34 protein-coding genes are annotated in these 26275 nt (G+C 63.0%); 17 read left to right on the top strand and 17 right to left on the bottom strand.

Annotated features, from left to right (window positions below; genetic code table 11):
- Nucleotides 1–24: 24 nt before the first annotated feature.
- The 5 genes from FJ979_RS03700 to FJ979_RS03680 all read right to left on the bottom strand — a co-directional run bounded on the left by FJ979_RS03700 (nucleotide 25) and on the right by FJ979_RS03680 (nucleotide 3611).
- Nucleotides 25–486, bottom strand: a complete 462-nt coding sequence (locus FJ979_RS03700; protein ID WP_140517593.1) for a RidA family protein — start codon at nucleotides 484–486, stop codon at nucleotides 25–27.
- A 38-nt stretch (nucleotides 487–524) separates the two neighbouring features.
- The gene (locus FJ979_RS03695) at nucleotides 525–1319 is read right to left on the bottom strand and encodes an amino acid ABC transporter ATP-binding protein (RefSeq protein ID WP_140517594.1); all 795 of its coding nucleotides are present in this window, start codon (nucleotides 1317–1319) and stop codon (nucleotides 525–527) included.
- 2 nt (nucleotides 1320–1321) lie between these two features.
- The gene (locus tag FJ979_RS03690) at nucleotides 1322–1972 is read right to left on the bottom strand and encodes an amino acid ABC transporter permease (RefSeq protein WP_140500483.1); all 651 of its coding nucleotides are present in this window, start codon (nucleotides 1970–1972) and stop codon (nucleotides 1322–1324) included.
- A 1-nt stretch (nucleotide 1973) separates the two neighbouring features.
- Nucleotides 1974–2639: an amino acid ABC transporter permease gene (locus FJ979_RS03685; protein WP_140500485.1), complete on the bottom strand. Its 666-nt coding sequence runs from the start codon at nucleotides 2637–2639 to the stop codon at nucleotides 1974–1976.
- 90 nt (nucleotides 2640–2729) lie between these two features.
- Complete coding sequence (locus FJ979_RS03680; RefSeq protein ID WP_140500486.1) at nucleotides 2730–3611, bottom strand: transporter substrate-binding domain-containing protein; 882 nt, start codon at nucleotides 3609–3611, stop codon at nucleotides 2730–2732.
- A gap of 129 nt (nucleotides 3612–3740) precedes the next feature.
- On the opposite strand from FJ979_RS03680, the gene FJ979_RS03675 reads away from it, so the two are divergent.
- Nucleotides 3741–4535, top strand: coding sequence for an IclR family transcriptional regulator (locus FJ979_RS03675; protein ID WP_140500488.1), 795 nt, complete (start codon nucleotides 3741–3743; stop codon nucleotides 4533–4535).
- A 2-nt stretch (nucleotides 4536–4537) separates the two neighbouring features.
- Here FJ979_RS03675 and FJ979_RS03670 read toward each other — a convergent pair whose 3' ends face one another.
- The gene (locus tag FJ979_RS03670; protein ID WP_140500489.1) at nucleotides 4538–4741 is read right to left on the bottom strand and encodes a YdcH family protein; all 204 of its coding nucleotides are present in this window, start codon (nucleotides 4739–4741) and stop codon (nucleotides 4538–4540) included.
- Between the two features lie 240 nt (nucleotides 4742–4981).
- Here FJ979_RS03670 and FJ979_RS03665 point away from each other — a divergent pair, with 240 nt between their 5' ends.
- From FJ979_RS03665 to FJ979_RS03650, 4 genes are all read left to right on the top strand, one after another.
- Nucleotides 4982–5161: a YdcH family protein gene (locus FJ979_RS03665; protein WP_097571999.1), complete on the top strand. Its 180-nt coding sequence runs from the start codon at nucleotides 4982–4984 to the stop codon at nucleotides 5159–5161.
- A 569-nt stretch (nucleotides 5162–5730) separates the two neighbouring features.
- Entirely contained in the window at nucleotides 5731–6981 is a 1251-nt protein-coding gene (ispG, locus tag FJ979_RS03660; protein WP_140517596.1) for a flavodoxin-dependent (E)-4-hydroxy-3-methylbut-2-enyl-diphosphate synthase, read from the top strand.
- 5 nt (nucleotides 6982–6986) lie between these two features.
- Complete coding sequence (locus FJ979_RS03655; RefSeq protein WP_140525751.1) at nucleotides 6987–7835, top strand: lytic transglycosylase domain-containing protein; 849 nt, start codon at nucleotides 6987–6989, stop codon at nucleotides 7833–7835.
- 64 nt (nucleotides 7836–7899) lie between these two features.
- Nucleotides 7900–8712, top strand: coding sequence for a Stf0 family sulfotransferase (locus tag FJ979_RS03650; protein ID WP_224619784.1), 813 nt, complete (start codon nucleotides 7900–7902; stop codon nucleotides 8710–8712).
- On the opposite strand, the gene FJ979_RS03645 is transcribed toward FJ979_RS03650, so the two are convergent.
- From FJ979_RS03645 to FJ979_RS03625, 5 genes are all read right to left on the bottom strand, one after another.
- Nucleotides 8713–11052, bottom strand: a complete 2340-nt coding sequence (locus tag FJ979_RS03645; protein WP_140500494.1) for a response regulator — start codon at nucleotides 11050–11052, stop codon at nucleotides 8713–8715.
- A 177-nt stretch (nucleotides 11053–11229) separates the two neighbouring features.
- Nucleotides 11230–11472: a hypothetical protein gene (locus FJ979_RS03640; protein ID WP_140580068.1), complete on the bottom strand. Its 243-nt coding sequence runs from the start codon at nucleotides 11470–11472 to the stop codon at nucleotides 11230–11232.
- Nucleotides 11473–11485: 13 nt separating this feature from the next.
- Nucleotides 11486–11704, bottom strand: coding sequence for a hypothetical protein (locus FJ979_RS03635; protein ID WP_140517598.1), 219 nt, complete (start codon nucleotides 11702–11704; stop codon nucleotides 11486–11488).
- Nucleotides 11705–11911: 207 nt separating this feature from the next.
- Nucleotides 11912–12667, bottom strand: coding sequence for an SDR family oxidoreductase (locus FJ979_RS03630; RefSeq protein ID WP_140500499.1), 756 nt, complete (start codon nucleotides 12665–12667; stop codon nucleotides 11912–11914).
- 69 nt (nucleotides 12668–12736) lie between these two features.
- Nucleotides 12737–13654 (bottom strand): polyprenyl synthetase family protein, encoded by a 918-nt coding sequence (locus tag FJ979_RS03625; RefSeq protein WP_140517599.1) that lies wholly within the window; start codon nucleotides 13652–13654, stop codon nucleotides 12737–12739.
- A gap of 78 nt (nucleotides 13655–13732) precedes the next feature.
- Here FJ979_RS03625 and FJ979_RS03620 point away from each other — a divergent pair, with 78 nt between their 5' ends.
- The 8 genes from FJ979_RS03620 (at nucleotide 13733) to FJ979_RS03585 (ending at nucleotide 19519) form a co-directional block, all read left to right on the top strand.
- The gene (locus tag FJ979_RS03620; RefSeq protein ID WP_140580067.1) at nucleotides 13733–14494 is read left to right on the top strand and encodes a transglycosylase domain-containing protein; all 762 of its coding nucleotides are present in this window, start codon (nucleotides 13733–13735) and stop codon (nucleotides 14492–14494) included.
- Nucleotides 14495–14636: 142 nt separating this feature from the next.
- Nucleotides 14637–14819: a 50S ribosomal protein L32 gene (rpmF, locus tag FJ979_RS03615; RefSeq protein WP_008834724.1), complete on the top strand. Its 183-nt coding sequence runs from the start codon at nucleotides 14637–14639 to the stop codon at nucleotides 14817–14819.
- A gap of 346 nt (nucleotides 14820–15165) precedes the next feature.
- Nucleotides 15166–15660: an Lrp/AsnC family transcriptional regulator gene (locus tag FJ979_RS03610; RefSeq protein WP_140500504.1), complete on the top strand. Its 495-nt coding sequence runs from the start codon at nucleotides 15166–15168 to the stop codon at nucleotides 15658–15660.
- Between the two features lie 2 nt (nucleotides 15661–15662).
- On the top strand, nucleotides 15663–16520 hold the full coding sequence (locus tag FJ979_RS03605; protein ID WP_140500505.1) for a transporter substrate-binding domain-containing protein: 858 nt from the start codon (nucleotides 15663–15665) through the stop codon (nucleotides 16518–16520).
- Nucleotides 16521–16621: 101 nt separating this feature from the next.
- The gene (locus FJ979_RS03600) at nucleotides 16622–17281 is read left to right on the top strand and encodes an amino acid ABC transporter permease (RefSeq protein WP_140568180.1); all 660 of its coding nucleotides are present in this window, start codon (nucleotides 16622–16624) and stop codon (nucleotides 17279–17281) included.
- Nucleotides 17278–17952: an amino acid ABC transporter permease gene (locus FJ979_RS03595; RefSeq protein WP_140658565.1), complete on the top strand. Its 675-nt coding sequence runs from the start codon at nucleotides 17278–17280 to the stop codon at nucleotides 17950–17952. The genes FJ979_RS03600 and FJ979_RS03595 overlap by 4 nt, the downstream gene beginning before the upstream one ends.
- Nucleotides 17953–17983: 31 nt before the next feature.
- Nucleotides 17984–18937: an agmatinase gene (locus FJ979_RS03590; RefSeq protein ID WP_140580065.1), complete on the top strand. Its 954-nt coding sequence runs from the start codon at nucleotides 17984–17986 to the stop codon at nucleotides 18935–18937.
- A 180-nt stretch (nucleotides 18938–19117) separates the two neighbouring features.
- Nucleotides 19118–19519, top strand: coding sequence for a hypothetical protein (locus FJ979_RS03585; RefSeq protein WP_140500511.1), 402 nt, complete (start codon nucleotides 19118–19120; stop codon nucleotides 19517–19519).
- Nucleotides 19520–19521: 2 nt separating this feature from the next.
- On the opposite strand, the gene FJ979_RS03580 is transcribed toward FJ979_RS03585, so the two are convergent.
- From FJ979_RS03580 to FJ979_RS03570, 3 genes are all read right to left on the bottom strand, one after another.
- Nucleotides 19522–19953 carry a heme-binding protein gene (locus tag FJ979_RS03580; RefSeq protein ID WP_140562417.1) on the bottom strand — a complete coding sequence of 144 codons (432 nt, stop codon included), beginning with the start codon at nucleotides 19951–19953 and terminating at the stop codon, nucleotides 19522–19524.
- A gap of 189 nt (nucleotides 19954–20142) precedes the next feature.
- Nucleotides 20143–20376, bottom strand: a complete 234-nt coding sequence (locus tag FJ979_RS03575) for a hypothetical protein (RefSeq protein WP_140500515.1) — start codon at nucleotides 20374–20376, stop codon at nucleotides 20143–20145.
- A gap of 76 nt (nucleotides 20377–20452) precedes the next feature.
- A complete protein-coding gene (locus tag FJ979_RS03570) occupies nucleotides 20453–20974 on the bottom strand; it encodes a helix-turn-helix domain-containing protein (protein ID WP_140580064.1) in 522 nt (173 codons plus the stop codon).
- An 89-nt stretch (nucleotides 20975–21063) separates the two neighbouring features.
- Between FJ979_RS03570 and FJ979_RS03565 the strand changes: the two genes are divergently transcribed.
- Nucleotides 21064–21948, top strand: coding sequence for an alpha/beta hydrolase (locus tag FJ979_RS03565; protein ID WP_140517604.1), 885 nt, complete (start codon nucleotides 21064–21066; stop codon nucleotides 21946–21948).
- A 50-nt stretch (nucleotides 21949–21998) separates the two neighbouring features.
- Nucleotides 21999–22655, top strand: coding sequence for a glutathione S-transferase family protein (locus FJ979_RS03560; protein ID WP_140517605.1), 657 nt, complete (start codon nucleotides 21999–22001; stop codon nucleotides 22653–22655).
- A 35-nt stretch (nucleotides 22656–22690) separates the two neighbouring features.
- Here FJ979_RS03560 and FJ979_RS03555 read toward each other — a convergent pair whose 3' ends face one another.
- From FJ979_RS03555 to FJ979_RS03545, 3 genes are all read right to left on the bottom strand, one after another.
- Complete coding sequence (locus tag FJ979_RS03555; RefSeq protein ID WP_140500522.1) at nucleotides 22691–22954, bottom strand: metalloregulator ArsR/SmtB family transcription factor; 264 nt, start codon at nucleotides 22952–22954, stop codon at nucleotides 22691–22693.
- A 31-nt stretch (nucleotides 22955–22985) separates the two neighbouring features.
- A complete protein-coding gene (locus FJ979_RS03550; protein ID WP_140500523.1) occupies nucleotides 22986–24233 on the bottom strand; it encodes an MFS transporter in 1248 nt (415 codons plus the stop codon).
- An 84-nt stretch (nucleotides 24234–24317) separates the two neighbouring features.
- Nucleotides 24318–24512, bottom strand: coding sequence for a DUF1192 domain-containing protein (locus FJ979_RS03545; protein WP_140500525.1), 195 nt, complete (start codon nucleotides 24510–24512; stop codon nucleotides 24318–24320).
- Between the two features lie 121 nt (nucleotides 24513–24633).
- Here FJ979_RS03545 and FJ979_RS03540 point away from each other — a divergent pair, with 121 nt between their 5' ends.
- Together FJ979_RS03540 and FJ979_RS03535 are read left to right on the top strand one after the other, a co-directional pair.
- Nucleotides 24634–25644, top strand: coding sequence for an NAD(P)H-quinone oxidoreductase (locus FJ979_RS03540; RefSeq protein WP_140500527.1), 1011 nt, complete (start codon nucleotides 24634–24636; stop codon nucleotides 25642–25644).
- Between the two features lie 195 nt (nucleotides 25645–25839).
- Nucleotides 25840–25980: a DUF1127 domain-containing protein gene (locus tag FJ979_RS03535; RefSeq protein ID WP_140500528.1), complete on the top strand. Its 141-nt coding sequence runs from the start codon at nucleotides 25840–25842 to the stop codon at nucleotides 25978–25980.
- The last annotated feature ends 295 nt before the right edge of the window (nucleotides 25981–26275 follow it).

The raw sequence follows: 26275 nt of genomic DNA, 5'->3' as shown, positions 1-26275 counted from the left end.
GTGAGCAATCCCGTGGATGACAGATCAGGCAGCGATCTCGACGACCGCTTCGATTTCGACGGTGATGTTTCCCGGCAAGGAGCCGACGCCGATCGCCGAGCGGGCATGCCCGCCGATCGTGGCGAAAACGTCGGCGAAAAGATCGGAGCAGCCATTCACCACTTTGGGGTGGTCGCTGAAGGTCGGCGTGGCGTTGACGAAGCCGAGCAGCTTGACGACGCGCACGATGCGGCCGAGATCGCCGGCGGCAGCATGCATGACGGCAAGCAGGTTGAGGCCGGTGAGGCGGGCATGCTGATAAGCCTCCTCCACCGTCACATCCTCGCCCACCTTCCCGGTGCAGAGCGAGCCGTCGGCCCGAAGCGGTCCCTGGCCGGACAGGAAGATCAGCCGGCCGCTCTCGGCATGGGTAACGAAGTTGGCGATGGGCGTCGGCGGCTCGGGCAATGTGAGGCCGAGTTCGGTGAGCCTGGTGTAAGGCGTCATGGAAGAAGGCTCCTTGGGATGGTGTCAACCATCCAATGTCAGAAATGCGAGGCGCGGAAGCGCGCCAGGAAATTGCGCAGACGCTCATTCTCGGCGTCTGCTGCGAGAATCTCCTTCGGCGGGCCGACCGCGCCGACGCCGCCATCGGCCATGAAGACGATGCGGCTCGAGGCGTCGCGGGCAAAGGCCATCTCATGCGTGACCATCACCATCGTCATGCCGTCCTCGGCGAGGCTGCGCACCACTTCAAGCACCTCGCCGACGAGTTCCGGATCGAGGGCGGAGGTTATCTCGTCGAGCAGCAGGATTTTCGGCCCCATGGCCACGGCGCGCGCAATTCCGACGCGCTGCTGCTGGCCGCCGGAGAGCTCCGCCGGCAGGCTGTCGGCCTTATGGGCAAGACCGACGCGGCCGAGCCAGTGTTCGGCAATCGTGCGCGCCTCCACGGTGCTTTTGCCGCGCACCTTGGTGAGGCCGAGCATGATGTTGCCGGCGGCGGTGAGATGCGGAAACAGGTTGAAGCTCTGGAACACCATGCCGGTCTCGGCGCGCATCGCGGCAAGGTCGCGTTCGCTGCGGCGCTGGCGGGCTCCGGTTTCTCGGAAGCCGACCTCCTTGCCGTCGATGCGGATGGACCCGCTGTCATAGCTCTCCAGGAAGTTGACGCAGCGCAGCAGCGTGGTCTTGCCGCTGCCCGAGGGCCCGATGACCGTCACCACCTCGCCGCGCGCCACGCGCAGGCTGACCGAGCGCAGGACCTGGACGGCGCCAAAGGATTTGGACACATCGCGGATGTCGAGAAGGGCCGGGGCATCGTTCGAGCTTGTGGACATTGCTATTCCCGGATGAAGGAGAAACGCCGCTCCAGCCGCCTGCTGGCAAGCGAAAGCGCATAGTTGACGGCGAAGTAGATGAGGGCGCCAAGGATGTAGAGCGGCATGGCCTCATAGGTGCGGCCGATGACCTGGTTGATGGCCTGCATGAGATCGGTGATGCCGAGCAGCGAGACCAGCGCGCTGCCCTTGACCGCGTCGGTGACGCCATTGATCCAGGGCGGCAGGAAACGCCTGAACGCTTGCGGAAAGATGACATGGGCCAGCCGCTGGCGGAAGGTCAGGCCGATCGCCATTGCCGCCTCCGATTGTCCCTTCGGGATGGAGCCGACGGCGCCCCGGAGATATTCGACGACCTGGGCTGTCTTGAACAAGGTCAGCGCCAGCACGGCAGCCCAGAAGGACGGCAGGTGAAGCCCGACGGCCGGCATCCCGTAGTAGACGAAGAAGATGAGCACCAGGATCGGTATGCCGCGAATAGTGTCGCTGAAGATGCGCACCGCCCAGCGCGCCGGCGCCGGGCCATAGACCAGGCCGACGCCAAGGACGACACCGGCGACGAGCGAGAACGTCACGACCAGCAGCGACACCCAAAGCGTCAGCGCAAAACCCTGAGCCAGGAAAGGCAAGGCGTAGGCGATCTGGCCAAGCATGCTAGTGCACCACCTTGAACCATCGTTCGACGAGCCGGAGCGCGTAAAGCAGGGCGTAGCCGGTCAGCAGATACATCGCCGTCACGACGAGATAGACCTCGACGATGCGGAAGGTGTTGAAGTTGATCCATTGCGCGCCGAAGGTCAGTTCGGGCACCGAGATGACCGAAGCGACGGAGGTGTCCTTGAACAGCGATATGAAAGTGTTGGAAAGCGCCGGCAGCGTGATGCGCAGCATGGTCGGCAGGCGCACATGGAGCAGCCTTTGCCAGGGCGTCAGGCCGATCGCCTTGCCGGCGTCTAGCTGGCCGCGCGGCACCGCTTCGAGACCGGAGCGGAACACCTCGACCAGATAGGCGCCGCTGTAGAGCGCCAGCGTGGCGACGAACGAGGTTTGCGCGCTGTAGGCGATGTCGACCACGGTCGGCAGACCGTAGAAGACGAGATAGACGAGCAGGATCAGCGGCACGTTTCGGATGAATTCGACATAGGCGGCAATGATGCCGCGCACCATGCGTCCGGCCGACACGTACCAGACCGCCAGGACCAGGCCGATGACGATGCCGATGGCGATCGAGATGACGGCGAGCTCCAGGCTGAGCAGCAGACCGCCCCACAGCTTGTCGAAATGCCGCCAGATCAGGTTGAAATTGAGCGCATAACCCATGCGTCGGCCTCAGTGCTCCCGATGTGACGCAAAGCTGGCCGCGTCGCCAGGAAAAAAGGCGGAAGGGTCGGCGCCCTTCCGCCGATGACGTCAGATAACCGGGAAGCCGGGGTGGCGCGCCGGCGGCTCCTGCCCGAAATAGTCCTTGAACGCGGCGTCATAGAGCGCCGTTTCATGGCCGAACATGGCGATGGTGAAGGTCTGGTTGACGAAGGTCAGCCAATCGAGATCGCCTTGCCGGAGCGCCGCGCCATAAAGCATCGAGTACCAGCTCTTGCCGGCATCGAAGTATTTGTCCGGATTGCGCGAGGCGAGCCAGCGCACGGTGGAGAGGTCGACGGCAGCGGCATCGGCACGCTTGGATTCCAATGCCTGCAGCACGTTGGCCTGTGTATCGATCTGCATCACCTGCGCCTCCGGCAAGGCAAAATGCACCGAAGATTCGGCGTCGACATTCTGCAGGATGGAAACGCGCGTCGCGGAGCCTGCGGCAAGCAGCTTGTCGAAGGTCTTGTTCTCGGCGCCGGGCAAAGTCAGCAAGGCGACGCCCTCGACGTAGTAAGGCCTGGAGAAGTTGATCAGCTGCGAGCGCTGCGCGGTCATGGTCATGAACTGGATGGTGATGTCGACCTTGTTCGTCGTCACGTTCGGAATGCGCTGCGCCGGGTCCTGCATGACAAACTCGACCTTGGCCGGGTCATCGAACAAGCCCTTTGCCAGGATGCGCCCCATGGTGATGTCCATGCCGACGAGTTCGCCGGCATCGTTCTCGAAATGCCATGGCGCATTGGTGCTTCCGGTGCCGACAATCAATTTGCCGCGCTCCAGCACGGTGCGTAGCAGGCTATCGGGCGCAGCCTGCGCCGCCGCCTTCTGGACGTCGACCGTTGCCGCCGCGCTCATGACGCCGGCCGTTGCCAGTCCGGCCATACCCAGTTTCAGAAAATCACGCCTTTTGGATGTGTCGTCCACAGCGACCTCCTTTCGTGTTGTGTTCCCCTACGCACAGGCAATACGCGCACCCGGATCGTTACAGAACTTGTCTCTTACAAGGGACGAGTGTATCCTGTACAAGACAGATACTAACATCAGGAATCAACAATGCAAGATGGCAGCGCCTTGGCGGTCTCAGCGGACGCAAAGATTTCGGTCTCTCGGGAGAAGGGCCTCAACCGGGTGCTCGAGATTCTGGAGTTCCTTCATTCGACGCAGCGCGCCATCGGTATCGGCGACCTCGCCAAGGGGGTCAACGCGCCGCGTTCGACCACCTACACACTGGTGCGATCGCTGGTCGATGCGGGCCTCCTGGAGATGGCCGGCGACGGCAACCGCGTCTATTTCGGTAAGAAGCTCTATCTCTATGGAATGGATTATGTGCGCGGCAACGACCTCTTGAGGCGAGGACGCCAGGAGGTCGACAACCTGTCGCGCGAGACCGGTGAGACCTCCGAACTGTGCATGCTGCAGAGCGGCCGCTACACGATCGTCCACTCGAGCCCGGGCACCCGGCCGTTCCGCATCAGCTCCGCCACCGGATTGCAGATCCCGCTGCCCTGGACCGCGTCAGGCAGGCTGCTGCTCGCCGGCCTCGAACAGGCCCGGATCGAAGCCATGATATCGGAAGACGACCTTATGCTGCCCGATGGCCGCAGATTGCGTCTGGACGATTTCATCGCCGACATAGCGACGGCGCGAGCCACCGGCTATTGCATCACTTCGGGGCTCGTCGACGCCTATACGAAATGCCTCGCCGCGCCGGTGTTTTCAGCACCCGGCACCGTCGAGGCGACGATGTGCCTGGTGGTGCCCATCGACACGTCGCAGGAGAAGACAGGCGAACTCCTGGCCCTGTTGCGCGAACGCGCGGCGCGGCTTTCGATCGCGGCCTGGACCTGAAGTCAGGCGATGATGTCCGGGATGATCCTGTCTTCCAGCTTCATCAGCCGATCCTTCAGCGCAAGCTTCTTCTTCTTCATGCGCTGGATCTGCAGCGGGTCGCAGTTCATGGCGATCATCGCATTGATCGCGGCGTCGAAATCGGCGTGTTCCTGCTTCAGCCGGGAAAATTCGAGGCGAATATCGGCCTGTTCCTGATCGGACATTCTCTACCGTCTGCACGTCTGCGGCGCCCAAAGCTGGGCCTGATTGGGCGGGGGGTGGCACTCTCTGCCACCGGCGCGCAGCCCATATCACATTTCACGTTGTCGTGGAATGCTACCACGGATCATTCGACATCGCTGCGCGAAGGTGGCACACTGTCATTGTGCCGTCACAGAGCGAGCCTGCGGTGGACGCGCCTTTGGCGGCTGCAATCGAGGAAATCATGAAAGGGAGAACCAATCATGTCTCTTGCATCCCATCTTGATGAGTTGCAGCGGAAACACGGCGACATCGAACGCGAGCTCGATGACGCGATGAATCACCCGTCGGTGGACGACCTGGAAATCGTGAATCTCAAGCGACGCAAGCTGGCAATCAAGGACGAGATTGAAAAACTGAGGGCCAAACCCACGACGCATTGATGCCCCACTGACATAACCGCTCACCATTCGGGTCTTTCCTGCCGGCGGCAATTGCCGCCGGACTGGTGGTTTTGATCTTCGGTTTCAGGTCGACCATCACAGATATTCGTACCAGGCAGAGGCCTTCCGACTTCCTAGTCCCAGGACGAGCAGGGACGAAGCTCGGCGCGGGCCCCTCCTTTAATCTATGCCATAACCCTTGACCGAAGAGTGCAGCGGAGCAGAATTCCGCCTTGCCGCGGCGCTCTGAGGTCAGGGCTTGGATTCTGGGACTGCGCTGCGTCGCTCTTCTCCTTGCTCCTCCCCGAAATGACGGACTCGTTCCGGGAAAGACAAAGCGATGGGGCCTGCCAATCGCCAGGTAGCCGATTGGCCGACGCAAGCGAGCGATAAAAGTCGGGCGCCGAGCAACCGGCGGCGGCATCGATTGCGGCCAGTGGCGACCTGTCGCCATTGACAAGCCATCTTTGCTCCTCCACCTCATGCCCGGACTTCAGCGCATCGGCCCGGAGCGCGCTTTTGTGCGTCCAAGTGGACGCGCGGCGCTCCAGAGATTAAAGGCTGCCGGCATGACCGGATATTATTCCTTTCCCTTCCCGCGCCGCACCTCGGTTGGCGTCGATGTGGGCGGCGTGGTGGTTGGCGGCGGTGCTCCCGTCGTCGTGCAGTCGATGACCAATACGGATACCGCCGATGTCGACCAGACGGTCGCCCAGGTCGCGGCGCTGCATCGCGCCGGCTCCGAGATCGTGCGCATCACCGTAGACCGCGATGAAAGCGCCGCCGCCGTGCCGCGCATCCGGGAGCGGCTGGCGCGGCTCGGTATCAACGTGCCCATCGTCGGCGACTTCCACTATATTGGTCACAAGCTCCTGGCCGATCATCCGGCCTGCGCCGAGGCGCTGGCCAAATACCGCATCAATCCCGGCAATGTCGGCTTCAAGGACAAGAAGGACCGGCAGTTCGCGGCAATCGTCGAGATGGCGATCAAACATGACAAGCCGGTGCGCATCGGCGTCAACTGGGGCTCGCTCGACCAGGAACTCCTGACCCGGCTGATGGACGACAACCAGGCTCGCGGCTTTCCGTTAACTGCACAGCAAGTGACGCGCGAGGCGATCGTGCAGTCGGCGATCCTCTCGGCCGAGATGGCCGAGGAGATCGGCCTTGGCCGCGACAAGATCATCCTCTCGGCCAAGGTCAGCGGCGTGCAGGACCTGATAGCCGTTTACACCGAGCTCGCCAGCCGTTCCGACCATGCGCTGCATCTCGGCCTCACCGAAGCCGGCATGGGCTCGAAAGGCATCGTCGCCTCATCCGCCGCCATGGGCATCCTGTTGCAGCAAGGCATCGGCGACACCATCCGCATATCGCTGACGCCGGAGCCGAACGGCGATCGCACGCGCGAGGTGCAGGTGTCGCAGGAATTGCTGCAGACCATGGGCTTCAGGCAATTCGTGCCGATCGTCGCCGCTTGCCCCGGCTGCGGCCGCACAACCTCGACCGTGTTCCAGGAACTGGCCCAGAACATCCAGGCCGATCTCAGGAAGAACATGCCGGCGTGGCGTGAGAAATACCCAGGGGTCGAGAACCTCAAGGTCGCCGTGATGGGCTGCATCGTCAACGGCCCGGGCGAGTCCAAACATGCCGATATCGGCATTTCGCTGCCAGGCACCGGCGAGACGCCGACGGCGCCCGTTTTCGTCGACGGCAAGAAGGCGGCGACGCTGCGCGGACCGTCGATCGCGCAGGATTTCGAAAAGATGGTCGCCGACTATATCGAACAACGATTTGGTCGCGGCAAGGCCGCGGCAGAGTAGGTCGAATGCTGCGCTTCCTCCCGGTGGCGCTGATCCTGCTGTGCGGGTGGCCCACCTTGGCCCAGGCCGATCCGCCGCAATCGGCCAAGCAGCGGCTGATCGACAAGGTCTGCAACCTGATCCAGGCCCATGCCGACCAGAACGGTCTGCCCAGGGATTTCTTCGCCCGGCTGATCTGGAAGGAAAGTCGATTCGATCCCAACGCCGTCAGTCCGGTTGGCGCCGAAGGAATCGCCCAGTTCATGCCGGGGACCGCCAAGATGCGCGGGCTCGCCAATTCCTTCGACATCAACCAGGCGATCCCGGCCTCGGCGAAATACCTCGCCGAGATGAAGACCAGCTATGGCAATCTCGGCCTGGCGGCCGCCGCCTACAATGCCGGCGAAAACCGGGTCTCGCGCTGGCTGGGCTCGGGCGGCTTCCTGCCGATGGAAACCGAAAGCTATGTCTTCGACATCATGGGCGAGCCGGTCGATAAGTTCGCCGACCGCGCCTATGCCGGAAGCGTGCGACCGCTCGACGCGAAATCCGATTTCGTCGCGGCCTGCCGTAAGCTCCCGGTGATCATGTCGCGGACGGTGGCGATGGCTTCCATCAACATAAAGCCCTGGGGAATCCAGGTGGCCGGCAATTTCCGCCGCAGCGCCGCGATCAACCAGTGGCTCAGGGTGAGAGGCCGCTTCCCGGCCCTGCTAGGCGGGCATGATCCGGTGGTCAGCCGGGTGCGCACGCCGATCGGCCGGCGCGGCATCTACGCGGTCAGGATCGGGGTCGACGACCGTGCCGCCGCCGGCGCTATCTGCCAGAAACTGCAAAGTGTCGGCGGGGCATGCGTGGTGGTGCGCAACCGATAGCGGGTGTGTCGTTGCGGGTGAAGGGGCGATAAAAATGACGGCCGCGGCTATAGGCGACCCTGGATTGGCCGGCATTGCCCTGCCTTCAACGAGCAATGAGGGCCGCAGGATGGTCGACGCATATGTTATCTGCGGCACGCCCAGGACCGGAAGCACTTTGCTGTGCAAGCTCCTGGCCTCCACGAAGGCGGCGGGCGATCCTCATTCGTTCTATCGGCGGCAGGACGTGCCCGAATGGGCCGAAGAGTGGGGGCTGCCCGGCCGCGACACGATGGGCGAACTCGAATTCAATGCCGCCTATCTCAATGCGGCCATCGCCGCCGGCAAGGGTGGGACCGGCATTTTCGGCCTGCGCCTGATGCGAGAGAATCTGGATGAGCTTTCAGCGATACTCGACCGGATTTTCCCGGGGCTTGTCTCGGATAAAGCTCGTTTCGAGAGGGCTTTTGGCCGTGTTCTCTACATACATCTGTCACGCGAGGACAAGCTTGCGCAGGCCGTATCGCTGGTCAAGGCGCAGCAAACCGGCCTTTGGCATGTCGCTCCCGATGGCACCGAACTGGAAAGGGTGGGACCTCCCGGAGAACCTCGATATGATTTCGGGCGGATCAAGGATGAGGTTGCCGGGCTCGATGGTTATGACACTGCCTGGAACATGTGGTTCGCGGAGCAAGAGGTAATCCCGCTGCGGATCGGCTATGAGCGCCTGTCGAGCGATCCGGTTGCAACGTTGGCGTCCGTTTGCGACGCCTTGGGGGTTCAGGCACCGGATGCTGGGGATATAAGACCCGGCGTCGCAAGGCTTGCCGACGAGACAAGCCTCGACTGGATGCGCCGTTATCATCTGGATGCGGCGTCCGAGGCGTCGACGGTATAGCTATGCCGTCTTCGCCACCACCGTTTCGCTGAGCCAGGTGCCTATCTTGGCGCCGAGGCGGTCGGGTGAAACCGGCTTCGGCAGATAGTCGTCCATGCCGGCTTCGATGCACTTGTCGCGGTCGCCCTTCAGCGCATGCGCGGTGACGCCGATGATCGGAATGTGGCTGCCATCCGAGGCCTCCGTCGCCCGGATGGCGCGGGTCGCCTCGTAACCGTTCATCTCCGGCATGGAGACGTCCATCAGGATCAGCCTCGGGCGCAACGAGCGGTACATCTCGACCGCCGTGCGGCCGTTGCCGGCTATGCGATAGCTCAAGCCCAACCCGTTGAGAATCTGGCCGAACACCAACTGGTTCACCTCGTTGTCCTCGGCGATGAGGATGTCGATCGGACCGTTCGGCGCGACCGTCGGTTCCGGCACGGGGACGGCCGGCATTGCCGGGCCGCGGATGACGGTAAAGGCGGGCGGCGCCGCCTGCGGCAGCGCCGGTACAGGTTCGCGAACGAACTGCGCCCTGCCGACCTGCGAGCGGGCTTTCTGGACGACCGAGATGACGGTGCCGAGCAGGACCGCGGAGCGCGCCGGCTTGGTCAGGTGCGCGGCAATGCCGAAATCAATGATCATCTTGCCGAAATCGACCTGGTCGACCGAGGTCAGGAGCACGACCGGTATGGCCGACAGCCGGCTGTCGGCGGCGATGGCTTTCGCGACATCGGCGCCGTTCATACCGGGCATCTGGTAATCGAGGATGATGCAATCGACGGCGGCCCCCAGCTGGCAGGCGCGGTCGAGGAAAGCCAAGCCGACCGCACCGCTTTCGGCGGCGGCGCAGTCGAAGCTCCAGCTCCTGAGCTGTTCGAGCAGGATCTCGCGGTTGACCGGATTGTCGTCGATGACCAGAACGCGGGCGCCGGTGACGTCGACCGGCACGATCTCGTCGCGAGCCTCGGCACGATGCACGGGCAGGGGCACCGCGAACCAGAATACGGAGCCGCGGCCGATCTCGCTCTCGACGCCAATCTTGCCGGCCATCAGGTCGACGAGGCGGGCGGCGATGGCGAGACCAAGGCCGGTGCCCTCGTGACGGCGGGTCGAGGAGCCGTCGACCTGGGCGAATTTTTCGAACACGTTCTGCAACTTTTCGGCCGGGATGCCGATGCCGGTGTCCTCGACGCGCAACTTGAGCTGGACGACGTCATTGACGGTTTCGCCGCCGACGTCGATCAGCACATGGCCCTTCTCGGTGAACTTCACCGCGTTGCCGAGCAGGTTGGTGACAATCTGGCGGAACCGCCCGGCGTCGCCGACGACGTAGGCCGGCAGGCGCGGGTCGACGCGCACGATCAGTTCGAGGTTCTTTTCGGCGACATGGGCGGAGACGAGCGTGGCCACATCCTCGACCGCCTCGGCAAGGCGGAACGGCGCCGGGTCGAGCGTGAGCTGGCCGGCATTGATCTTGGAGAAATCGAGGATGTCGTTGATGATGGTGAGCAGCGCATTGCCGGATTTGACGATGACGTCGGTGAAGGTCTTCTGGCGCGCGGTCAGCTCAGTCTTGGCCAGCAGCTCGGCCATGCCGAGCACGCCGTTCATCGGCGTGCGGATTTCGTGGCTCATATTGGCGAGGAATTCCGATTTGGCGCGGTCGGCCGCCTCGGCCTTGAACAGCGACTCGGCGGATTCGGCGAAGGCGCGGCGGATGGCTTGCTCCATCGGCCGGAAGATCCAGAAAGCGGCGATGGAGAGCACCGCGAACAGCAATCCGCTCGCCCACAGCAGCAGCCGGTCACTGGAGGCATCGGCCAAATGGCGCTCGTCGTCCATGGCGGTGCGGACGCGGACCAGCATCGGCTGGGCAAACAGGTCGTTCTGGTTGCGGATTTCGCGATAGCTCCACTCATCGACCTTCTGCGCCACCGACATCAGGTTGAAGTTTCGAATCATGTCGCGCGGAGACCAGAAAAGGTCGCCATTGACCGAAGCGGATTCGAGCTCGTTGATCGTCTTTGTCGACAGGCGTGGACGCAATGCGGCGATCTGGGTCGCAAGCGTCCCAATCTCGCTGGTCAGGCGTTCCGAATGGCCGCGCGCCGACGCGGTCAGCGCATCGCGCGTCTCCGCTCGCCAGGCGGTTCCCGTCGTCTCGGCGAAGCTGGTCGCGTTGCGCAGATCGCGGGTAAAGATGACAAGGTTGCTGCTCAGGGCATCGATCTGGTGGCGGAAGGAATTGACGCGATCAAGTGCGAGCATGATCGCCAGCGAAGCCAACGCGAAGATCAGCAATCCTGAGAGATAACGGCTCCGGATGGACCGTATGAAGGAAGAATATTCCGGCATGCGCAACCCCAACACATACGCATTATTTTAACGGTCGGGATTACGCTTGATTTACATTAAGATTTCGTTCTGGCGACCGAGAATTTCGGATTCCCGCAGCCTCCCATGTAGCCTGCCGGCTGCGCCGAGATGAAGGGCCGCGCCACTTCAAGGGACGGTCAAGCTTCGGATATTATTTCAATCCGCGGGCCGTTTGTGATGCCGGGATTCCTGGTTCGAGCCGCGAAGCATTTCACGGTCATCGGCATCGACCAGATCGACGTCGCCGCCCCTGAGCGACTGGCCCTGCTGGCGAGCCGTTCTTTCCTGCTTCGACCGCTTCAGTTCGTCCTCGGCGTTGAAATTCTTGTCCGCATTCTTGGTGTTCACCCGCTCCTCGATGATTCGCACCTGCTGTTCGTGGGTCTTCTTGCCGGTCATGGGATATCTCCCTCTATTTGTTCGTCCGGCCGGTCTGGTCGGGGTTCACACCGCCTTGCGGGGTGGTGTCGTTCTCGACATCGCCCCGAAAAGTATTTTCGCCATCGAGTTCCTCGTCGTCGTCAAGAATGTCGCCACCCTTGATGGTGCCTTTGGATGCGCCGATGCCGGGATCGTTGCGCAAGTCGCGATCGCTTGGCCTCGGCTGTTTGCGATGCTTGTTGTCGTTCATGGGTTGCCTCCTGCTTCTGGTCCCGAACGTCGCGACGGGTGCAATTGTTCCCGAAACGCAAGGTCCCCAAACGCTCTGGCCGGGAGTGAGACCACCGCAGCCGCGTATCTTCGAACAGCGGAATGCTGCCACGAGTGATGTCAGCTCCGCGTCAACCGGTTATCGATCGGGCAGCATTTGGCGCGCCTGCCTGTTCGGCGCGGCGGATCAGATCGACGCTGTGATGCCGCCGTCCACATAGAGAATATGGCCGTTTACGAAAGAGGAGGCCTCGCTGGCCAGGAAGACGCAGGCGCCGACCAGTTCCTCGACCTTTCCCCAGCGGCCGGCTGGCGTGCGCTTTTCCAGCCAGGTGCTGAACGCAGGGTCGGCGACAAGGGCAGCGTTGAGCGGCGTATCGAAATAGCCGGGTGCAACGGCATTGCATTGCAGGCCATGTTTGGCCCAATCCGTAGCCATGCCCTTGGTCAGGTTGCCGACCGCGCCTTTCGTCGCCGTGTAGGGCGCGATGCCCGGACGGGCGAGCGCGGTCTGCACGCTGGCGATGTTGATGATCTTGCCGCGGCCGCGCCTGATCATATGGCGCGCCACGGCCTGGCCGACATGGAAGACGCTGGCGACGTTGGTCTGCAGCAGGCGCTCGAACGCATCGGCGGGAAACTCCTCGAGCGGCGCGCGGAATTGCATGCCGGCATTGTTCACCAAAATGTCGATCGCTCCGCCGTCCAGTTCGAAACCGTCGACCGCCGAGCGAACCGCTTCATGATCGGTAGCATCGAAGGCCAGCTTTTCCGCTCCGGGAATCTGCCTGATCGCGGTGGCGAGCCTTGCCTCGTCACGGCCGTTGAGGATCACCCTGGCGCCGGCTTCGGCCAAACCCTTGGCCAAGGCGAAGCCTATGCCTTGCGAGGAGCCGGTTACGAGGGCGGTGCGCCCGCTGAGATCGAACAATTTGGTCGACATCGAACCTGATCCTCCCGATTGGCCCGTTAAACAGAGACCTTCACGCCAAGCCCCGGGGTCTGCCCGATCTCAATTGTTGCGCGTCGCCACGAAGGTCGCGGCTGCCTTCAGCAGGCCGGCCTGCTCGCCATAGGGTTCGAGCAGCGCATGCGCCTGATGGACAAGGCCATGCAACTGGGCGCGTGCCCATGCCTCCCCGTGCAGCGCCACCAGCGTTGCCTTGCCAGCGGCGGCGTCCTTGCCCGTCGCCTTGCCCATCTGTGCGGCATCCGCGGTCAAATCGAGAAGATCGTCGGCAAGCTGGAAGGCAAGCCCGATCGCCGAGCCGAACTCGGCCAGTCTTTCGCGATCCCCGGCAGGCACGCCGGCGACGACCGCGCCCGCCTCGCAGGCAAAGCGGATCAGCGCACCGGTCTTCATCGCCTGCAGCCGGATGATCCCGGCCTCGTCCGGGGCGATGCGCTCGGCCTCGAGGTCCAGCGTCTGGCCGCCGACCATGCCGCCGGTCCCGGCGGCGCGGGCGAGCGCCAGCACAAGGGCGGCCCGCCGCTCCGCCGGCAGCGCCGTAGTCTCGTCGGCGAGGATGTCGAAGGCAAGCGTCAGCAGGGCGTCGCCGGCGAGGATGGCAGTCGCCTCGTCGAAGGCCCTGTGCACGGTAGGCTGGCCGCGGCGCAGATCGTCGTCGTCCATCGCCGGCAGGTCGTCATGGATCAGCGAATAGCAGTGCACGCATTCCAGTGCGGCCGCCACGCGCAGTGCCGCTTCGCCGTCGGCGGAAAACAGGGCCGCGCTTTCCATCACCAGAAAGGGGCGCAGGCGCTTACCGCCGTTGAGCACGCCGTGCCGCATCGCCGCCATAAGGCGCTCGGGCCGCGCGATCTCGCCCGTGAGCGCGCGGTCGTCGAGCAATCGCCGCAGCAACGTCTCGACGGCGGCGGCCCGTGCGACGAGCGCCGTTTCGAACGCCATTTCATCGTCATTCGTCATGGCCCGGACCGGTAGCCGACACTCAGACGTTGCGCAAGAAGACAAGCGCCATTATGCCGGGGGAGGGAGAGACACGGGTTGGGCGACTTGGCGGAACCGATCGTCGATCATGAAACCGAAAAGCTGGACATGGCGACGAGATCCCGTGGCGTGAACCGTCGTGCTCTCAAACGCTGGGTCCGGCGCGGTATCGTCGTGGCTGCCGTGCTGGCGCTTATCCCTACGGTGCTGACCTTTCTCTATCTGCCGTCTTTCGTGCATCCGGTGTCGACGCTGATGCTGAAGGATCTTGCCACCTTCTCCGGCTATGACCGCCGCTGGGTGTCGATCGACGACGTGGCACCGGTGCTGGCCAATTCGGTGATCATGTCGGAGGACGGACAGTTCTGTTTCCATCGCGGCGTCGACCTCGGCGAATTGCGGGGTGTCGTCGACGACGCGCTGGCCGGCGAGGGGACGCGCGGCGCCTCGACCATCACCATGCAGACGGTGAAGAACCTGTTTTTGTGGTCTCGTCCGCTGGGCACGGTTCGCAAAGTCGTCGAGTTGCCGCTGGCCGTCTATTTCGACGCGGTGATGTCGAAGCGGCGGATCATGGAAATCTACCTCAACATCGCCGAGTGGGGGCCGGGCATATACGGGATCGAGGCGGCCGCGCGGCACCATTTCGGTATTTCGGCAAAACAGCTGTCGCGCCGTCAGGCCGCGCTGCTTGCCGTCAGCTTGCCAAATCCGATCGCCCGCAACCCGGCCAAGCCCGGGCCGGGGCTGAGGAGGCTGGCCAACCTGATCGAGCGGCGCGCCGGCCGATCCGGCGCTTATGTCGGCTGCCTCCAGTAGCCGACATAAAAAAATTCGCGGGCAGCGCTGGCCAAAACGGCACCGGGCGTGTATAGGCACCCGACTTTCTCAGATTCCGGCCCCTGACACGGCCCTTTCACGAGGGCGGGCGGGGCTTTTGACCATGTAGTGGAGCATATCCATGGCCGTTCCGAAACGAAAAACCTCTCCGTCCAAGCGCGGCATGCGCCGCTCGGCAGACGCCCTCAAGGCCCCGACCTATGTCGAGGACAAGAACTCCGGCGAAATGCGCCGCCCGCACCATATCGACCTGAAGACCGGCATGTATCGCGGCCGCCAGGTGCTGACGCCCAAGGAAAGCTGAGACCAGCTTTCCTGATGTTTGAGCTAAAAAGACCGGCCGCTGGCCGGTCTTTTTGCGTCTGGCGGGACCGACGACCGACAGCGTAGCTGCGTCTCCAGGCCTTGATCTCCGATCGGCCCGGACGCCGCCTCATCGTGCATCCTCGAGGCATGGCCGATTGCATACCGCACATCGCCTTCGACTCGGTCGACACGACTTTTCCCAATGATCGAACCGTGAGCCCGATGCGCGGCAATCGCCGGAGGCAGCGTCGCTGGTGTTTTTCGCAATCTGTGGGATTGCCATAGACGGTTTCTTATGCGATTTTTGAATTTATAGTCGGAAATCGACACAGATTGGGAATTCGATGTGGGATTTCGTCAGCACAAGTGATCTCGACGATACCGAGCAGGCCGTCCTTTCCCAACTCAAAGTCGATGGGCGGATGTCGAGTGTGGATATCGCCAAGCGCATCGGCGTCACCGAAGCGACGGTGCGGCGGAAAATGGCCCGTGTGCTCGAGGACCCGGATATCTGCATCCAGGCGGTCGTGCGCCCTTTGCGCAGCGATGTCGGCATTGCGGCCATTGTCGGGCTCGACGTCGACCGCGAGCACATCATCAGCGTTGCTCGAAAACTGTCGGAATACTCGTTCGTCGACAGCGTTTACGCCATGACCGGGCCGTTCGACATCATCATCCAGCTCACTTTGCCATCCACGACCAGCCTGCACGATTTCCTCGTCAGTGAACTGGCCAACGTTCCCGGGATCAAGGATTCCGAGAGCTACATGATCGGTCGCGTCTTCAAGCATAGCGGCCGGGCTTACCAGCACAGCAAAACCGAAGAAAAAAGAGGGTAACAATGGGTGAGTTTCTTTCCGCTTCGCGCCGCCGCGTCCTGACCCTTCTTGCCGCCGCGCCGCTCCTCCTGCCGTTCACTGCCACCGCCCATGCCAATGGGCTGGTCGACCAAATCAAGCAGCGCGGCACCATCCTTGTCGGAACCGAGGCCGCGTTCGAGCCGTTCGAATTCGTCCGCGACGGCCAGATCGTCGGCTATAACAAGGACATTCTCGACTATGTGGTCAGCCAGCTCGGCGTGAAGCTCGACCAGCTCAACCTGCCTTTCCAAGGCTTGCTGCCAGGGCTGCTGGCCAAGAAGTTCGACCTGATGGCGACCTCGACCGGCATCAACGCCGAGCGGGCGGCGAAATACGCCTACACGCGGCCAACCGGTTCGTTCGAGAACGTCGTCGTCGTGCGCGTCGACGAGGAGCGCATCAAGAAGCCGGAGGACATCAACGGCATGGTGGTGGCCACGCAACTCGCCTCCTCCGTGCAGCCCATCATCGAGGCCTATGACAAGGAGCTCAAGGATAAAGGCGGCAAGGGTGTCGGCGAGATGAAGCTGTTCACCTCCTTCCCCGAGACCCATGTCGCTCTGGCCTCCGGCCAGGTCGACGCCATCGTCATCGCCTCGCCTTCGGCGGCCGTTCTGATGAAGAACGTTCCCGATACCTACAAGGTCGTCGGCTCGATCGGCGAATTCTCCTATCTCTCCTGGGTGGTGCGGCCGGAGGACAAGGATCTGCGCGCCTTCATCAACGCCAAAATCGGCGACTTGAAGGACAGCGGCAAGCTGAAGGAGCTTCAGCTCAAATGGTTCGGGTTCGAGATGAAGACGCCCGACGAGGGTTATCTGCCGCCTGGCGCGCTCTAAGCCCCCAACCAGGCGCCCGGCGCTGCCGGACCGGTGGTTCCAGTCATTGGACGCGCCGGTCTCGGATGGCCCGGACGTCCAGGGATCATTCGAGCTGAAAAATGTTCCATTTTTCAAAGACGCTGACCTTCCTGCCGGAATTCCTGGCCGGCGCCGGCATCACGCTGAGCGTCTCGGCGCTGGGGTTTCTGGTGGGCACATTGATCGGCTTCGGCCTGCTCGCATGTGGCAGGTCGCGCTGGCGCGTGATCCGCTGGATCGGCGCGGTCTACACCAGCTTCATCCGAGGCACGCCGCTGATCGTGCAGATCTTCATGGTCTACTACGTGCTGCCGGGCCTCGTCGGTATCGACCTGCCGCCGCTCCTGGCCGGCGTGCTGGCGCTCAGCTTCAACAGCGCGGCCTTCGTCGCCGAAATCCTGCGCGCCGGGCTGACGCGCATTCCCGCCGGCCAGTACGAGGCGGCCAAGGCGCTCGGGCTGAAGCCTGCCGTGACCTGGTTCAAGGTCATCCTGCCGCAGCTCTTCCGCGCCATTATCCCACCGATGGTCAACGAGTTCACCATGCTGGTGAAGGCATCCTCGATCCTGTCGGTGATCGCGGTGGTGGAACTGACCCGCACCGCGCAGAACATCATGAACGTCACCTACCGGCCGGTCGAGGCCTTCTGCATCGCGGCGGTGCTGTATTTCGTCGTGCTGCTCTCATGCAGCGTGCTGACCAAGCGCCTGGAACGCAAGGCGCAAGGCGTACGCGCATGAGCTTCGATTTTTCCGTCATAGCGGACAACTGGCAGATCCTCGCCAAGGGCTTCGGCAACACGGTGCTGATGTGCGCTGTCGCATTGCCGTTCGGCTTCGCGCTCGGCACCGTGCTGGCGCTTATCCGGCTGCGCGGCGGACGGGTGCCGACGGCGATCGTCTCAGCCTATGTCGAAATATTCCGCAATATCCCGTTCCTGATCCAGATATTCCTTTTGTTCTACGCCTTGCCGATGTTCGGTGTCAGGCTCTCGCCCGTGGTCGTTTCGATCGGCGCGCTGTCAGCCTATGCCAGCGCCTATTCGGCCGAGATCATCAGGGGCGCGATCCAGTCGATTTCGTACGGCCAGGTCGAGGCCGGCTACGCGCTGGGGCTGCGCTACCTGACTATCTTCCGTAAGATCCTGGTTCCGCAGGTGCTCGGCTACATCCTGCCCGCGGCCACCAATCTCACCATTACGCTGATCAAGGAATCGGCGATCCTGTCGGCGATCACCGTACCGGAACTCACCTACATGGCCCAGAACATCATTGGCCGCACCTTCTCGCCGGTGGAGATCTTCACCGCCATCGCATTGCTGTACTGGGGGCTGACGGCCTTCGTGGCAGCGATCTCGCGCAGCCTGGAGCATAGGCTGCAGCCCCATCTCGCAGCCCGCCGTGGCGCCTGATCCAAAAAAGCTTCAACGCAGAGGAGACCCCATGTCCAAACTCACCACCGCGCCGCGCGACGTCTTCCAGACGTTCATGAACTTTCCGCTGGTCGATGACCTCGACACGCTGAAGGCCGATGTCGCCATCATCGGCATGCCCTATGGCGATCCCTACACGATCGACGAGCTGATCAACGACCAGACCAATGCGCCGACCGCGGTGCGGCGCGCCTCGCAGCGGATCAGCCAGGCGCTCGACCGCTATGATTTCGACATCGGTGGGCCAGTCTTCGACGGCAAGGACATCAAGGTGGTAGACGTCGGCGATGTTCCCGGCGCGGCGGCCGATCATGTCGGGCACTACGGCAGAGCCGAAGCGGCGATCCGCAAGATCCGCGCCGCGGGCGCACTGCCGATCACAATCGGCGGCGACCACGGCATTCCGATCCCGATCTTCCGGGCGCTTGACGGCGAGGGTCCGATCACGCTGGTTCAGCTCGATGCCCATCTCGACTGGCGTGACAACGTCAACGGGGTCAAGGAGGGCTATTCCAGCACCATCCGCCGGGCCTCAGAAATGACGCATATCAAGGACATTTTCCAAGTCGGCGTTCGCGGCCAGGGCAGCGCGCGCACCGAGGAGGTCGAGGCCGCCCGCGCCTATGGCGCCAACATCATCACCACCAATGAATGGCAGGACATCGGCACCGCGGCGCTCCTGAAGCGAATTCCCGACGGCGGCCGCTACTATCTCACCATCGATGCCGACGGCCTCGATCCGGCGGTGATGCCGGCGGTCGAGGGGCCACAGCCGGGCGGCGTCAGCTACCGGCAGACGATTGAACTCATCAAGGGGCTGGTCGGCAAAGGAAAGCTGGTCGGCATGGATATCGTCGAGATCGCGCCGGCGCGCGATGTCAACGAGATCACCTCGATGACGGCCGGCCATATCATCCTCAACGTCATCGGCGCGGCCGTGCGCGCCGGCTACTTCAAGCGCTGATCGCGAGCGGGGTGCGCGGTCACGCATCCCGCGGCTCGATTTCTAAGATGTCGGCCGGACAACCGGCTGACATCGTTGTTGCATTCGGTCTTCTAGCGTGTTTGGGGCGTGCTGCGAAAATTCTTGACGGCGTGCCGGTGGCGCACTCTACAAAGGGGTGCCCCCAAATGGAGACGCCAGATGTTCGGTGCCGTCCCGCTGCTGATCGTGCCCTTTGTCCTCTACAATCTCGGGCTGCTCGGAATATTCGGCAGCGGTGACGATCCCTGGGCAAGCGAGGTCTTTTCCGTCGGCATGATGTCCGGCGGGGTGTTCTCGATGACGCTCGGCGACCTTATGGTGCTGATCGGGCTCATCTTCCTCTTCGTCGAGATCGTGAAATCGGCGCGCACTACGAACGCCTCGATCATGGACCATCTGTTGTCGACGCTGGTCTTCGTGGCCTTCCTGGTCGAGTTCCTGCTGGTCAAGGGCGCCGCGCACTCGGTCTTCTTCACGCTGATGATCATCGCGCTGTTCGACGTGCTCGCCGGCTTCTCGGTGTCGATGCGGTCGGCGAGCAGGGATATCAACCTGAATTAACCTCAGCCCGGATCGGCGGTGAAGCCGGCGGCCTCGATGCCGGCGATGGCGGCGGCTTCGTCATTGTCCGAGCTGTCGCCCGAAATACCGACCGCGCCTATGATGCTGCCTGCCTTGTCGCGGATCAGCACGCCGCCCACGACCGGCAACACGCGTCCGCCCGAGACGTCGGAGATGCCGGTCATGAGATGCGGGCGCTCCTTGGCGAAGGCCTCGACGCGGCGCGAGCCCATGCCGATGGCGAGCGCGCCATAGGCCTTGCCGGCCGACATTTGCGGGCGCAGGAACGAGGCGCCGTCCTGGCGCTGGAAGGCGACGAGATGGCCGCCGGCGTCGAGCACCGAGACGCCGAGCGGCCTGAGCTTGAGCTCCGCGCCCTTGGTGAAGGCGGCATCGATGATCTCGAGGGCTTTGTCGAGCGGCAGTGCGGTCATGGCGATCTCCTGTTTGAACGGATAATCATCGGCAGCCAGCCGGACGAGGCAATCCAGGTTCCGGTTGAAATTGCTTCGTGGAAAGCGGGGTGAACGCGCCGATCCGGATCGCGCCTATGCCGCGATCCACCAAATGCGATCAACGGCCACCGGCTCAGGGCCGGCAACGAAGCAACCGGGAGCGGCGTGCTACTTCTTCTTGGCGCGGGCGGGCTTCTTGGCGGGCACTGCCGGCGCGTTGGCAAGGTCTTCGGCTTCCTTGGCCAGCCGCAGCGCCCGCAGCTTGTCGGTCTTGACCTTGCGGGCATCGCTCTCGGCGACATACTCGGCCATCGCCTTCTGTCGGACCGTGGCCGCTTCCTCCTGCTTCTTGAAGCGCAGATCGGCGCGCGCGCGGGCAGTATCCCTAGAGTTCTCAACCAAGAGTCTGTTCCAATCTCGTGACGTGATTTTCGGCCTCTTGTAGCAGAGCCGGCCATTCAACGGGGAAAATAGTTGGTCACGCGGCCGGGTTGCCGCCGAGAGCCTTGCTGGCGAGCACGGCCTCATAGGCGGCCTGCAGGGTCGCGCGTACAGAGGGGCCGGACGCTGCATCGAGGGGCGTGCCGAGATGCTCGTGGCGCAACTCACCCATGAATTTCTCCCATAGCGGCGGCCCGCCCTTTTCCAGAAGCTCGGCCCGGATCGACAATTCCTCGCTGACCGGCAGCCAGACGCGGCCCCAGGCGCCGAGATGGGCCAGGATCGGCACCAGGGTGATCGCCATTTCGGTCAGGCTGTAGATCGCCTTCTGCTTGTGCGAAGGATCGTCGGCCTTGGTCAGCATGCCCAGATCCATCAGCCGCCTCAGCCGGTCGGCCAGTATGTTGGAAGCAATGCCTTCCATCGACCCGTTGAGCAACTCGCGAAAATGGCGCCTGCCGCCAAAAATCATGTCGCGAAGGATGATCAGGCTCCAGCGGTCGCCGAACACTTCCAGCGAAAGATTGATCGGGCAACCCGAGCGGCGATCGATGTTCATTCGACTTCTCCAAAACCGGTTGCATTATTGTATCGGTTTTATTATGGTGCAACCGATTGCAAAATGCAAGCAGATGAGGAGGCGACGCGATGACGAAGACTGGACGCCCCACTATCATATCCGAAGCCTTTGGCGACCCCGCCGACCCCGCTCTGCTGCTGATCATGGGAGCGATGGCCTCAATGCTGTGGTGGCCGGAGGCGTTTTGCCGGAAACTCGCCGCCGCGGGACTGTTCGTAATCCGCTATGATAATCGAGATACCGGCCGCTCGACCAAATATCCGCCGGGAGAGCCGCCCTACACGTTCGACGACATGGCCGACGATGCGATCGGCGTTCTCGACAGCCACGGCCTCGACAAGGCGCATATCGCCGGCATGTCGATGGGCGGCATGATCACGCAGCTCGTGGTGCTCAAGCATCCGTCCCGCGTCGCGTCGCTGACCGTGATCAGCAGCTCGCCGATGGGAGTGGACACCTCGAACCTGCCGCAGACCAGCGATGCCTATATCAAACATTCGGCTGAAGGCGCGCACATTGACTGGTCGGATCGCCGCCAGGTCATGGACTTCATGATCAAAGATGCCAAGGCGATCGCCAGCACAGCGCATCCCTTCGACGAGGGCCGCATGAGAGCCTTCATCGAGCGGGACTATGATCGCTCCGGCGGCCTGCTCAGCGCGACCAATCATTTCCTGCTCAAGGGCGATAGTGATCGATGGAGGGGCCGACTGCACGAGATGAACGCGCCGCTGCTGGTAATCCATGGTACGGCCGATCCCATCTTTCCGGTCGAGCATGGCGAAGCGCTGGCCGGGGCGGTCGCCGGCGCGAAACTCCTCCGGGTTGAAGGCGGTGGCCACGAACTGCATCCGGACGATTGGGATGTGATCGTCACCGGCATCGTTGCTCATATCCGGGCCGATTGGCACTCAAAGCGCGGTCCTGACGCCACAAGTTTGGGCAATAGTTAAGTAAACATTTCGGTACTAGACGACGTGAACCCCGAGACAGGTAAGCAAAAATGTCCCTGACGCTTCACTATCATCCGCTGGCCTCGTTTTGCTGGAAGCCGCTGATCGCGCTCTACGAGAACGGCACGCCGTTCGCGTCCGTCATCGTCGATCTCGGCGACGAGCAGTCGCGAGCGGCCTTCCTGAAGATAGCGCCCTGGGGCAAGATGCCCGCTTTGCGTGACGATGCGCGCGACCGCACCGTGCTGGAGTCGACCCTCGTCATCGAGTATCTGGCCGCGCACTATCCCGGACCGGTCGACCTCGTCCCCGCCGATATCGACCTCGCAATCGCGGTTCGCCAGGCCGATCGCTTTTACGATCTCTATGTGCAGGAACCGATGCAGAAGATCGTCGGGGACCGGCTGCGCCCGGAACGTAGGACCGATCCGTTCGGCGTCGAACAGGCGCGCGACCAGTTGCGCAATTCCTATGCGATCATCGAGCAGGAGATGGCGTCGAGGAACTGGGCTGTGGGCGACGCCTTCACCATGGCCGATTGCGCGGCCTCGCCGGCCCTGTTCTACGCCAACAAGGTCGAGCCATTCGGCGACAGATATCCTGCCGTGAGTCGCTACCATGACCGGCTGTTGCAGCGGCCGGCCTTCGCCCAGGTGATTGAGGAGGCGCAGCCCTATTTCAAGCTCTTCCCCTATAATGATGGCTGATCGTGGTGCGTGACCGGTCGTTTGAACAGGAACGATCAAGTCTCCCAAAATTGGTCGAGCCAGATGTTGAGTTTCAGGAAGCCGGCATTGCTCACCGTATAGACGCGCCGCGTGCCTTCGGCCTTGGCGTGGACAAGGCCGGCATCGAGCAACACCTTCAGATGCTGCGATACGGCCGGACGTGAGACCGGCAGCCCGGCTGCCAGTTGATTGACGGTTTTGGGACCGCGTCGAAGTTCTTCCAGGAGATGGCGCCGGTTGGGATCGGCGATCGCCATGAAGGCGTCGGAAAGCATCATGCCTCATTTGTGGGGCAAAGTTCTTCGAATCTCAACCGTTTGCTTCTGCTTTTCTTCGTGGGTCAAGCCGCAATGCTTCCGGCGTCACCGAACGGTCGGCGGGCTGCGTCTTGAAGGCGTCGCGGTCCTCGATCGGCACCGGCGCGCGGCGGCTGATGCGCAGCAGCGTGTAGCCTGCCAGGGAAAGATGCGCGAAGGCGGTCGCCAGAAACAGGCCCTCCGGACGCATCCAGCCCATCAGGGCGGCCGCCAGCAAGGGTCCGATCATGGTGCCGAAGCCATAGAGCAGCAGCAGGCCGCCCGAAACCTTGACGAAGTCCTCGGCACTGGCGTGGTCGTTGGCATGCGCCACGGCGATCGAATAGAGCGTATAGGCGAAAGCACCGTAGGCGGCGGTGAAGACGATGACGAAGACGCCGGAGCGCGGCTCGAACAGGAAGATCAAGAGCGCGAACAGCGCAGCGCCGAAAGCGGCACCCGCCAGCACGAAGCGCCGGTCGGTCTTGTCGGAGAAACGCCCGGCCGGAAGCTGCATGGCGGCACCCGCCACCACCACCAGGCTCATCATCAAGGCGATCTCAGCGGTGGAGATGCCGATGCGGGCGCCATAGACGGCGCCAAGCGTGCCCCATGCGCCGTTGGCGATGCCGATGAGGACGCAAGCGATGGCCGAGACCGGCGAGTTGGCGTAGAGCCCCTTGACGTCGAGCTTGACGTCCTGGAGCGGCTTGGGGTGCGAGGCGGTCGAAACCGCGGTCGGGATCAGCGAAAGGCAGAACAGGATGCCGGTGATCATGAAGAGTGAGGCCGATTTCACGTCGCCGCCGGCGACGATCATCTGCCCGCCCATGATCGAGGCATAGGTAACCATCATATAGAGGCCGAAGACGGTGCCGCGATTCTCGTTGGTGGCCTTTTCGTTCAGCCAGCTTTCGATGACCATGAAGGCGCCGGCCATGGTGAAGCCGGTGAAGGCGCGCAACAGGATCCAGACATATTCGTCGATGACCAATCCGGTGAGCAGCGCAACGATGGCGCCGGACGCGGCGAAGGCGCCGAAGGCGCGCACGTGGCCGGCACGGCGCACAATACGTGGTGCAAAGAAGCAGCCGGTGACGAAGCCGCCGGCCCAGGCTGTGCCCATCAGGCCAAGCGATGCGGTGGAGAAGCCTTCCACCTGGCCGCGCAGCGGCAACAGCAAGCCGTGCAATCCCGACGCTGCCAAAAGGAAGGCGGTGCCCCGAAGCAGCGAAAGGATCGGTCTGTAGGCTGCGAGCATTTTTTGATCCGGCTGAAATCGAGGAGAGACGCAGAGTCTGAAGACAGTCGCATTCGGGCTTTTCGGAGGCGGGTCTTTTCGGCCTTATCCGCGGCGGAACAGCGCCTCGGCCGCGGATTTGGTGCTGTCCTTCGACTTGAGTTCAGCCTCCAACCGGGCGATCTCGTCACGCAGGATGCCGATCCGTTCCGACAACTCGCCGACGGAGAGCAGCGACAGGTCCTGCCCGATCTCGTGCGGACGCGCCTTCTTCTTGGGTTCGTCGTCGAAGATCGCCATTTGTGCTCCTCCTCCGCCATACCGATTGGCCATTTGCCTGATTTGCCAATGAGCATACATAGGGCAGGGGCGTCGATGCAAACAGCCGGCAAGAATGCGGCGAGGAAAGACGGGAGATTTCATGGCGAGCGGATCTAAAATTCCGGCAAGGATGACGGCCATCGCGATCTCCGAGCCGGGTGGGCCCAGGGTGCTGAAACCGGAGACGCGCGATGTGCCTGTGCCCGGTCCCGGCGAGATATTGATCAAGGTGCGCGCCGCCGGCGTCAACAGGCCCGACGTGCAGCAGCGGAAGGGCGCCTATCCGCCGCCGCCCGGTGCGTCGGACCTGCCGGGCCTGGAGGCGTCGGGCGAAGTGGCCGCGCTCGGCGACGAAATCTCTCGCTGGCGCCTTGGCGAGCGCGTCTGCGCGCTCACCCCCGGCGGCGGCTATGCCGAATATGTCAAGGTTCATGCCGGCAGCGTGCTGCCGCTGCCGGCCGGTTTCACCCACACGGAAGCGGCGGCCGTGCCGGAAAACTATTTCACCGTCTGGCACAATGTGTTCGAGCGCGGCGGCTTGAAGAAAGGCGAAACGCTGCTGGTTCATGGCGGCTCTTCGGGTATCGGCACAACGGCGATCCAGCTTGCATCGGCCTTCGGTGCCCATGTCATCACTACGGCCGGCAACAAGGAGAAATGCGATGCCTGCCTGAAGCTCGGAGCCGACCGGGCGATCAACTACCGCGAGGAGGATTTCGTCGCAGCGGTCAAGGAAGCGACGGGCGGCAAGGGTGCCGACGTCATCCTCGACATGGTCGGCGGCGACTATGTGGCGCGCAACTACGAGGCCGCGGCGGTCGAGGGCCGGATCGTCCAGATCGCCCTGCAAGGCGGCGCGGTGGCGAGCGCCGATTTCTCGAAAATCATGGTCAAGCGGCTTGTTCATACCGGTTCGACACTGAGGCCGCGCACCGTCGAGTTCAAGGCGGCGCTGGCAGCCGCGCTCGAAGCGCAGGTGTGGCCGTTGCTCGGCACGCGCCGGATCGCGCCCGTCATGGACATGATCTTCCCGCTTGCCGATGCCTGGCGGGCGCATGAGCGTATGGAGGAAGGCGATCATATCGGCAAGATCGTGCTCGACGTCGGCTGACGGGAACATTGCCGATGCCCGGCTGGCCGAGGCGGGCTCATACCCGCGACCCGGCCCCTGCCTGCAAGCTGAATAAAAGCTTAATGGTGCAATGCAGCATTTGCATCATTGCTATGCAAAATCAGCCATTCAAGTGCCGCTCGATGATGACTATTTGAGCATCATCGAAACGAACACCCCATTTGGAGGACTGACATGAACCCGATCCGCGCTTTCCGTAACTGGCGTATGTACAACGAGACCGTGCGCGAACTGAACCGCCTCAACGCGCGCCAGCTCAGCGATCTCGGCATCAACCGCGCCGACATCGAAAAGATCGCCCGCCAGGCGATCTGACTTCAAGAACCGCCCCGCCGCAAGGCGGGGTCGCAAAGCAGAGCCGCCGCAGACGCTTGCTCGTCGCCGGTTCCGAACCCGCCGGACCTGTCCGGCGGGTTTTGTCTTTCTGGACCCCAAACATATTCGCGGCACCATTTTCATGCCGCCCGTGATTGATCTGCCCCGGTGTGGTTGCCAGATCGACGGGCGTTCCCAAAAACGCCTTCCCAAAAACATGTCGGTAGCTAATCAAGTTGTCCGGTTTGGTAGCACATGATCTGTCCGCTTCTGTTTTGGCGTCGAAGCGGTTCAC

The organism is Mesorhizobium sp. B1-1-6 (assembly GCF_006443035.1).
Classification (GTDB): Bacteria; Pseudomonadota; Alphaproteobacteria; order Rhizobiales; family Rhizobiaceae; genus Mesorhizobium.
The sequence above is the reverse complement of the archived record's forward strand: the minus strand, read 5'-3'. Positions and strand labels throughout refer to the sequence as shown.

Bases quoted from the DNA above. Each gene is read 5' to 3' on its own strand.
- FJ979_RS03695 (WP_140517594.1), bottom strand. From the start codon at position 1,319: ATGTCCACAAGCTCGAACGATGCCCCGGCCCTTCTCGACATCCGCGAT.
- FJ979_RS03630 (WP_140500499.1), bottom strand. From the start codon at position 12,667: ATGTCGACCAAATTGTTCGATCTCAGCGGGCGCACCGCCCTCGTAACC.
- ispG (WP_140517596.1), top strand. From the start codon at position 5,731: ATGACCGGATATTATTCCTTTCCCTTCCCGCGCCGCACCTCGGTTGGC.
- FJ979_RS03540 (WP_140500527.1), top strand. From the start codon at position 24,634: ATGGCGAGCGGATCTAAAATTCCGGCAAGGATGACGGCCATCGCGATC.
- FJ979_RS03690 (WP_140500483.1), bottom strand. From the start codon at position 1,972: ATGCTTGGCCAGATCGCCTACGCCTTGCCTTTCCTGGCTCAGGGTTTT.
- rpmF (WP_008834724.1), top strand. From the start codon at position 14,637: ATGGCCGTTCCGAAACGAAAAACCTCTCCGTCCAAGCGCGGCATGCGC.
- FJ979_RS03685 (WP_140500485.1), bottom strand. From the start codon at position 2,639: ATGGGTTATGCGCTCAATTTCAACCTGATCTGGCGGCATTTCGACAAG.
- FJ979_RS03665 (WP_097571999.1), top strand. From the start codon at position 4,982: ATGTCTCTTGCATCCCATCTTGATGAGTTGCAGCGGAAACACGGCGAC.
- FJ979_RS03610 (WP_140500504.1), top strand. From the start codon at position 15,166: ATGTGGGATTTCGTCAGCACAAGTGATCTCGACGATACCGAGCAGGCC.
- FJ979_RS03655 (WP_140525751.1), top strand. From the start codon at position 6,987: ATGCTGCGCTTCCTCCCGGTGGCGCTGATCCTGCTGTGCGGGTGGCCC.
- FJ979_RS03595 (WP_140658565.1), top strand. From the start codon at position 17,278: ATGAGCTTCGATTTTTCCGTCATAGCGGACAACTGGCAGATCCTCGCC.
- FJ979_RS03585 (WP_140500511.1), top strand. From the start codon at position 19,118: ATGTTCGGTGCCGTCCCGCTGCTGATCGTGCCCTTTGTCCTCTACAAT.
- FJ979_RS03555 (WP_140500522.1), bottom strand. From the start codon at position 22,954: ATGATGCTTTCCGACGCCTTCATGGCGATCGCCGATCCCAACCGGCGC.
- FJ979_RS03635 (WP_140517598.1), bottom strand. From the start codon at position 11,704: ATGAACGACAACAAGCATCGCAAACAGCCGAGGCCAAGCGATCGCGAC.
- FJ979_RS03605 (WP_140500505.1), top strand. From the start codon at position 15,663: ATGGGTGAGTTTCTTTCCGCTTCGCGCCGCCGCGTCCTGACCCTTCTT.
- FJ979_RS03560 (WP_140517605.1), top strand. From the start codon at position 21,999: ATGTCCCTGACGCTTCACTATCATCCGCTGGCCTCGTTTTGCTGGAAG.
- FJ979_RS03700 (WP_140517593.1), bottom strand. From the start codon at position 486: ATGACGCCTTACACCAGGCTCACCGAACTCGGCCTCACATTGCCCGAG.
- FJ979_RS03670 (WP_140500489.1), bottom strand. From the start codon at position 4,741: ATGTCCGATCAGGAACAGGCCGATATTCGCCTCGAATTTTCCCGGCTG.
- FJ979_RS03645 (WP_140500494.1), bottom strand. From the start codon at position 11,052: ATGCCGGAATATTCTTCCTTCATACGGTCCATCCGGAGCCGTTATCTC.
- FJ979_RS03580 (WP_140562417.1), bottom strand. From the start codon at position 19,953: ATGACCGCACTGCCGCTCGACAAAGCCCTCGAGATCATCGATGCCGCC.
- FJ979_RS03675 (WP_140500488.1), top strand. From the start codon at position 3,741: ATGCAAGATGGCAGCGCCTTGGCGGTCTCAGCGGACGCAAAGATTTCG.
- FJ979_RS03640 (WP_140580068.1), bottom strand. From the start codon at position 11,472: ATGACCGGCAAGAAGACCCACGAACAGCAGGTGCGAATCATCGAGGAG.
- FJ979_RS03535 (WP_140500528.1), top strand. From the start codon at position 25,840: ATGAACCCGATCCGCGCTTTCCGTAACTGGCGTATGTACAACGAGACC.
- FJ979_RS03590 (WP_140580065.1), top strand. From the start codon at position 17,984: ATGTCCAAACTCACCACCGCGCCGCGCGACGTCTTCCAGACGTTCATG.
- FJ979_RS03600 (WP_140568180.1), top strand. From the start codon at position 16,622: ATGTTCCATTTTTCAAAGACGCTGACCTTCCTGCCGGAATTCCTGGCC.
- FJ979_RS03545 (WP_140500525.1), bottom strand. From the start codon at position 24,512: ATGGCGATCTTCGACGACGAACCCAAGAAGAAGGCGCGTCCGCACGAG.
- FJ979_RS03625 (WP_140517599.1), bottom strand. From the start codon at position 13,654: ATGACGAATGACGATGAAATGGCGTTCGAAACGGCGCTCGTCGCACGG.
- FJ979_RS03570 (WP_140580064.1), bottom strand. From the start codon at position 20,974: ATGAACATCGATCGCCGCTCGGGTTGCCCGATCAATCTTTCGCTGGAA.
- FJ979_RS03550 (WP_140500523.1), bottom strand. From the start codon at position 24,233: ATGCTCGCAGCCTACAGACCGATCCTTTCGCTGCTTCGGGGCACCGCC.
- FJ979_RS03565 (WP_140517604.1), top strand. From the start codon at position 21,064: ATGACGAAGACTGGACGCCCCACTATCATATCCGAAGCCTTTGGCGAC.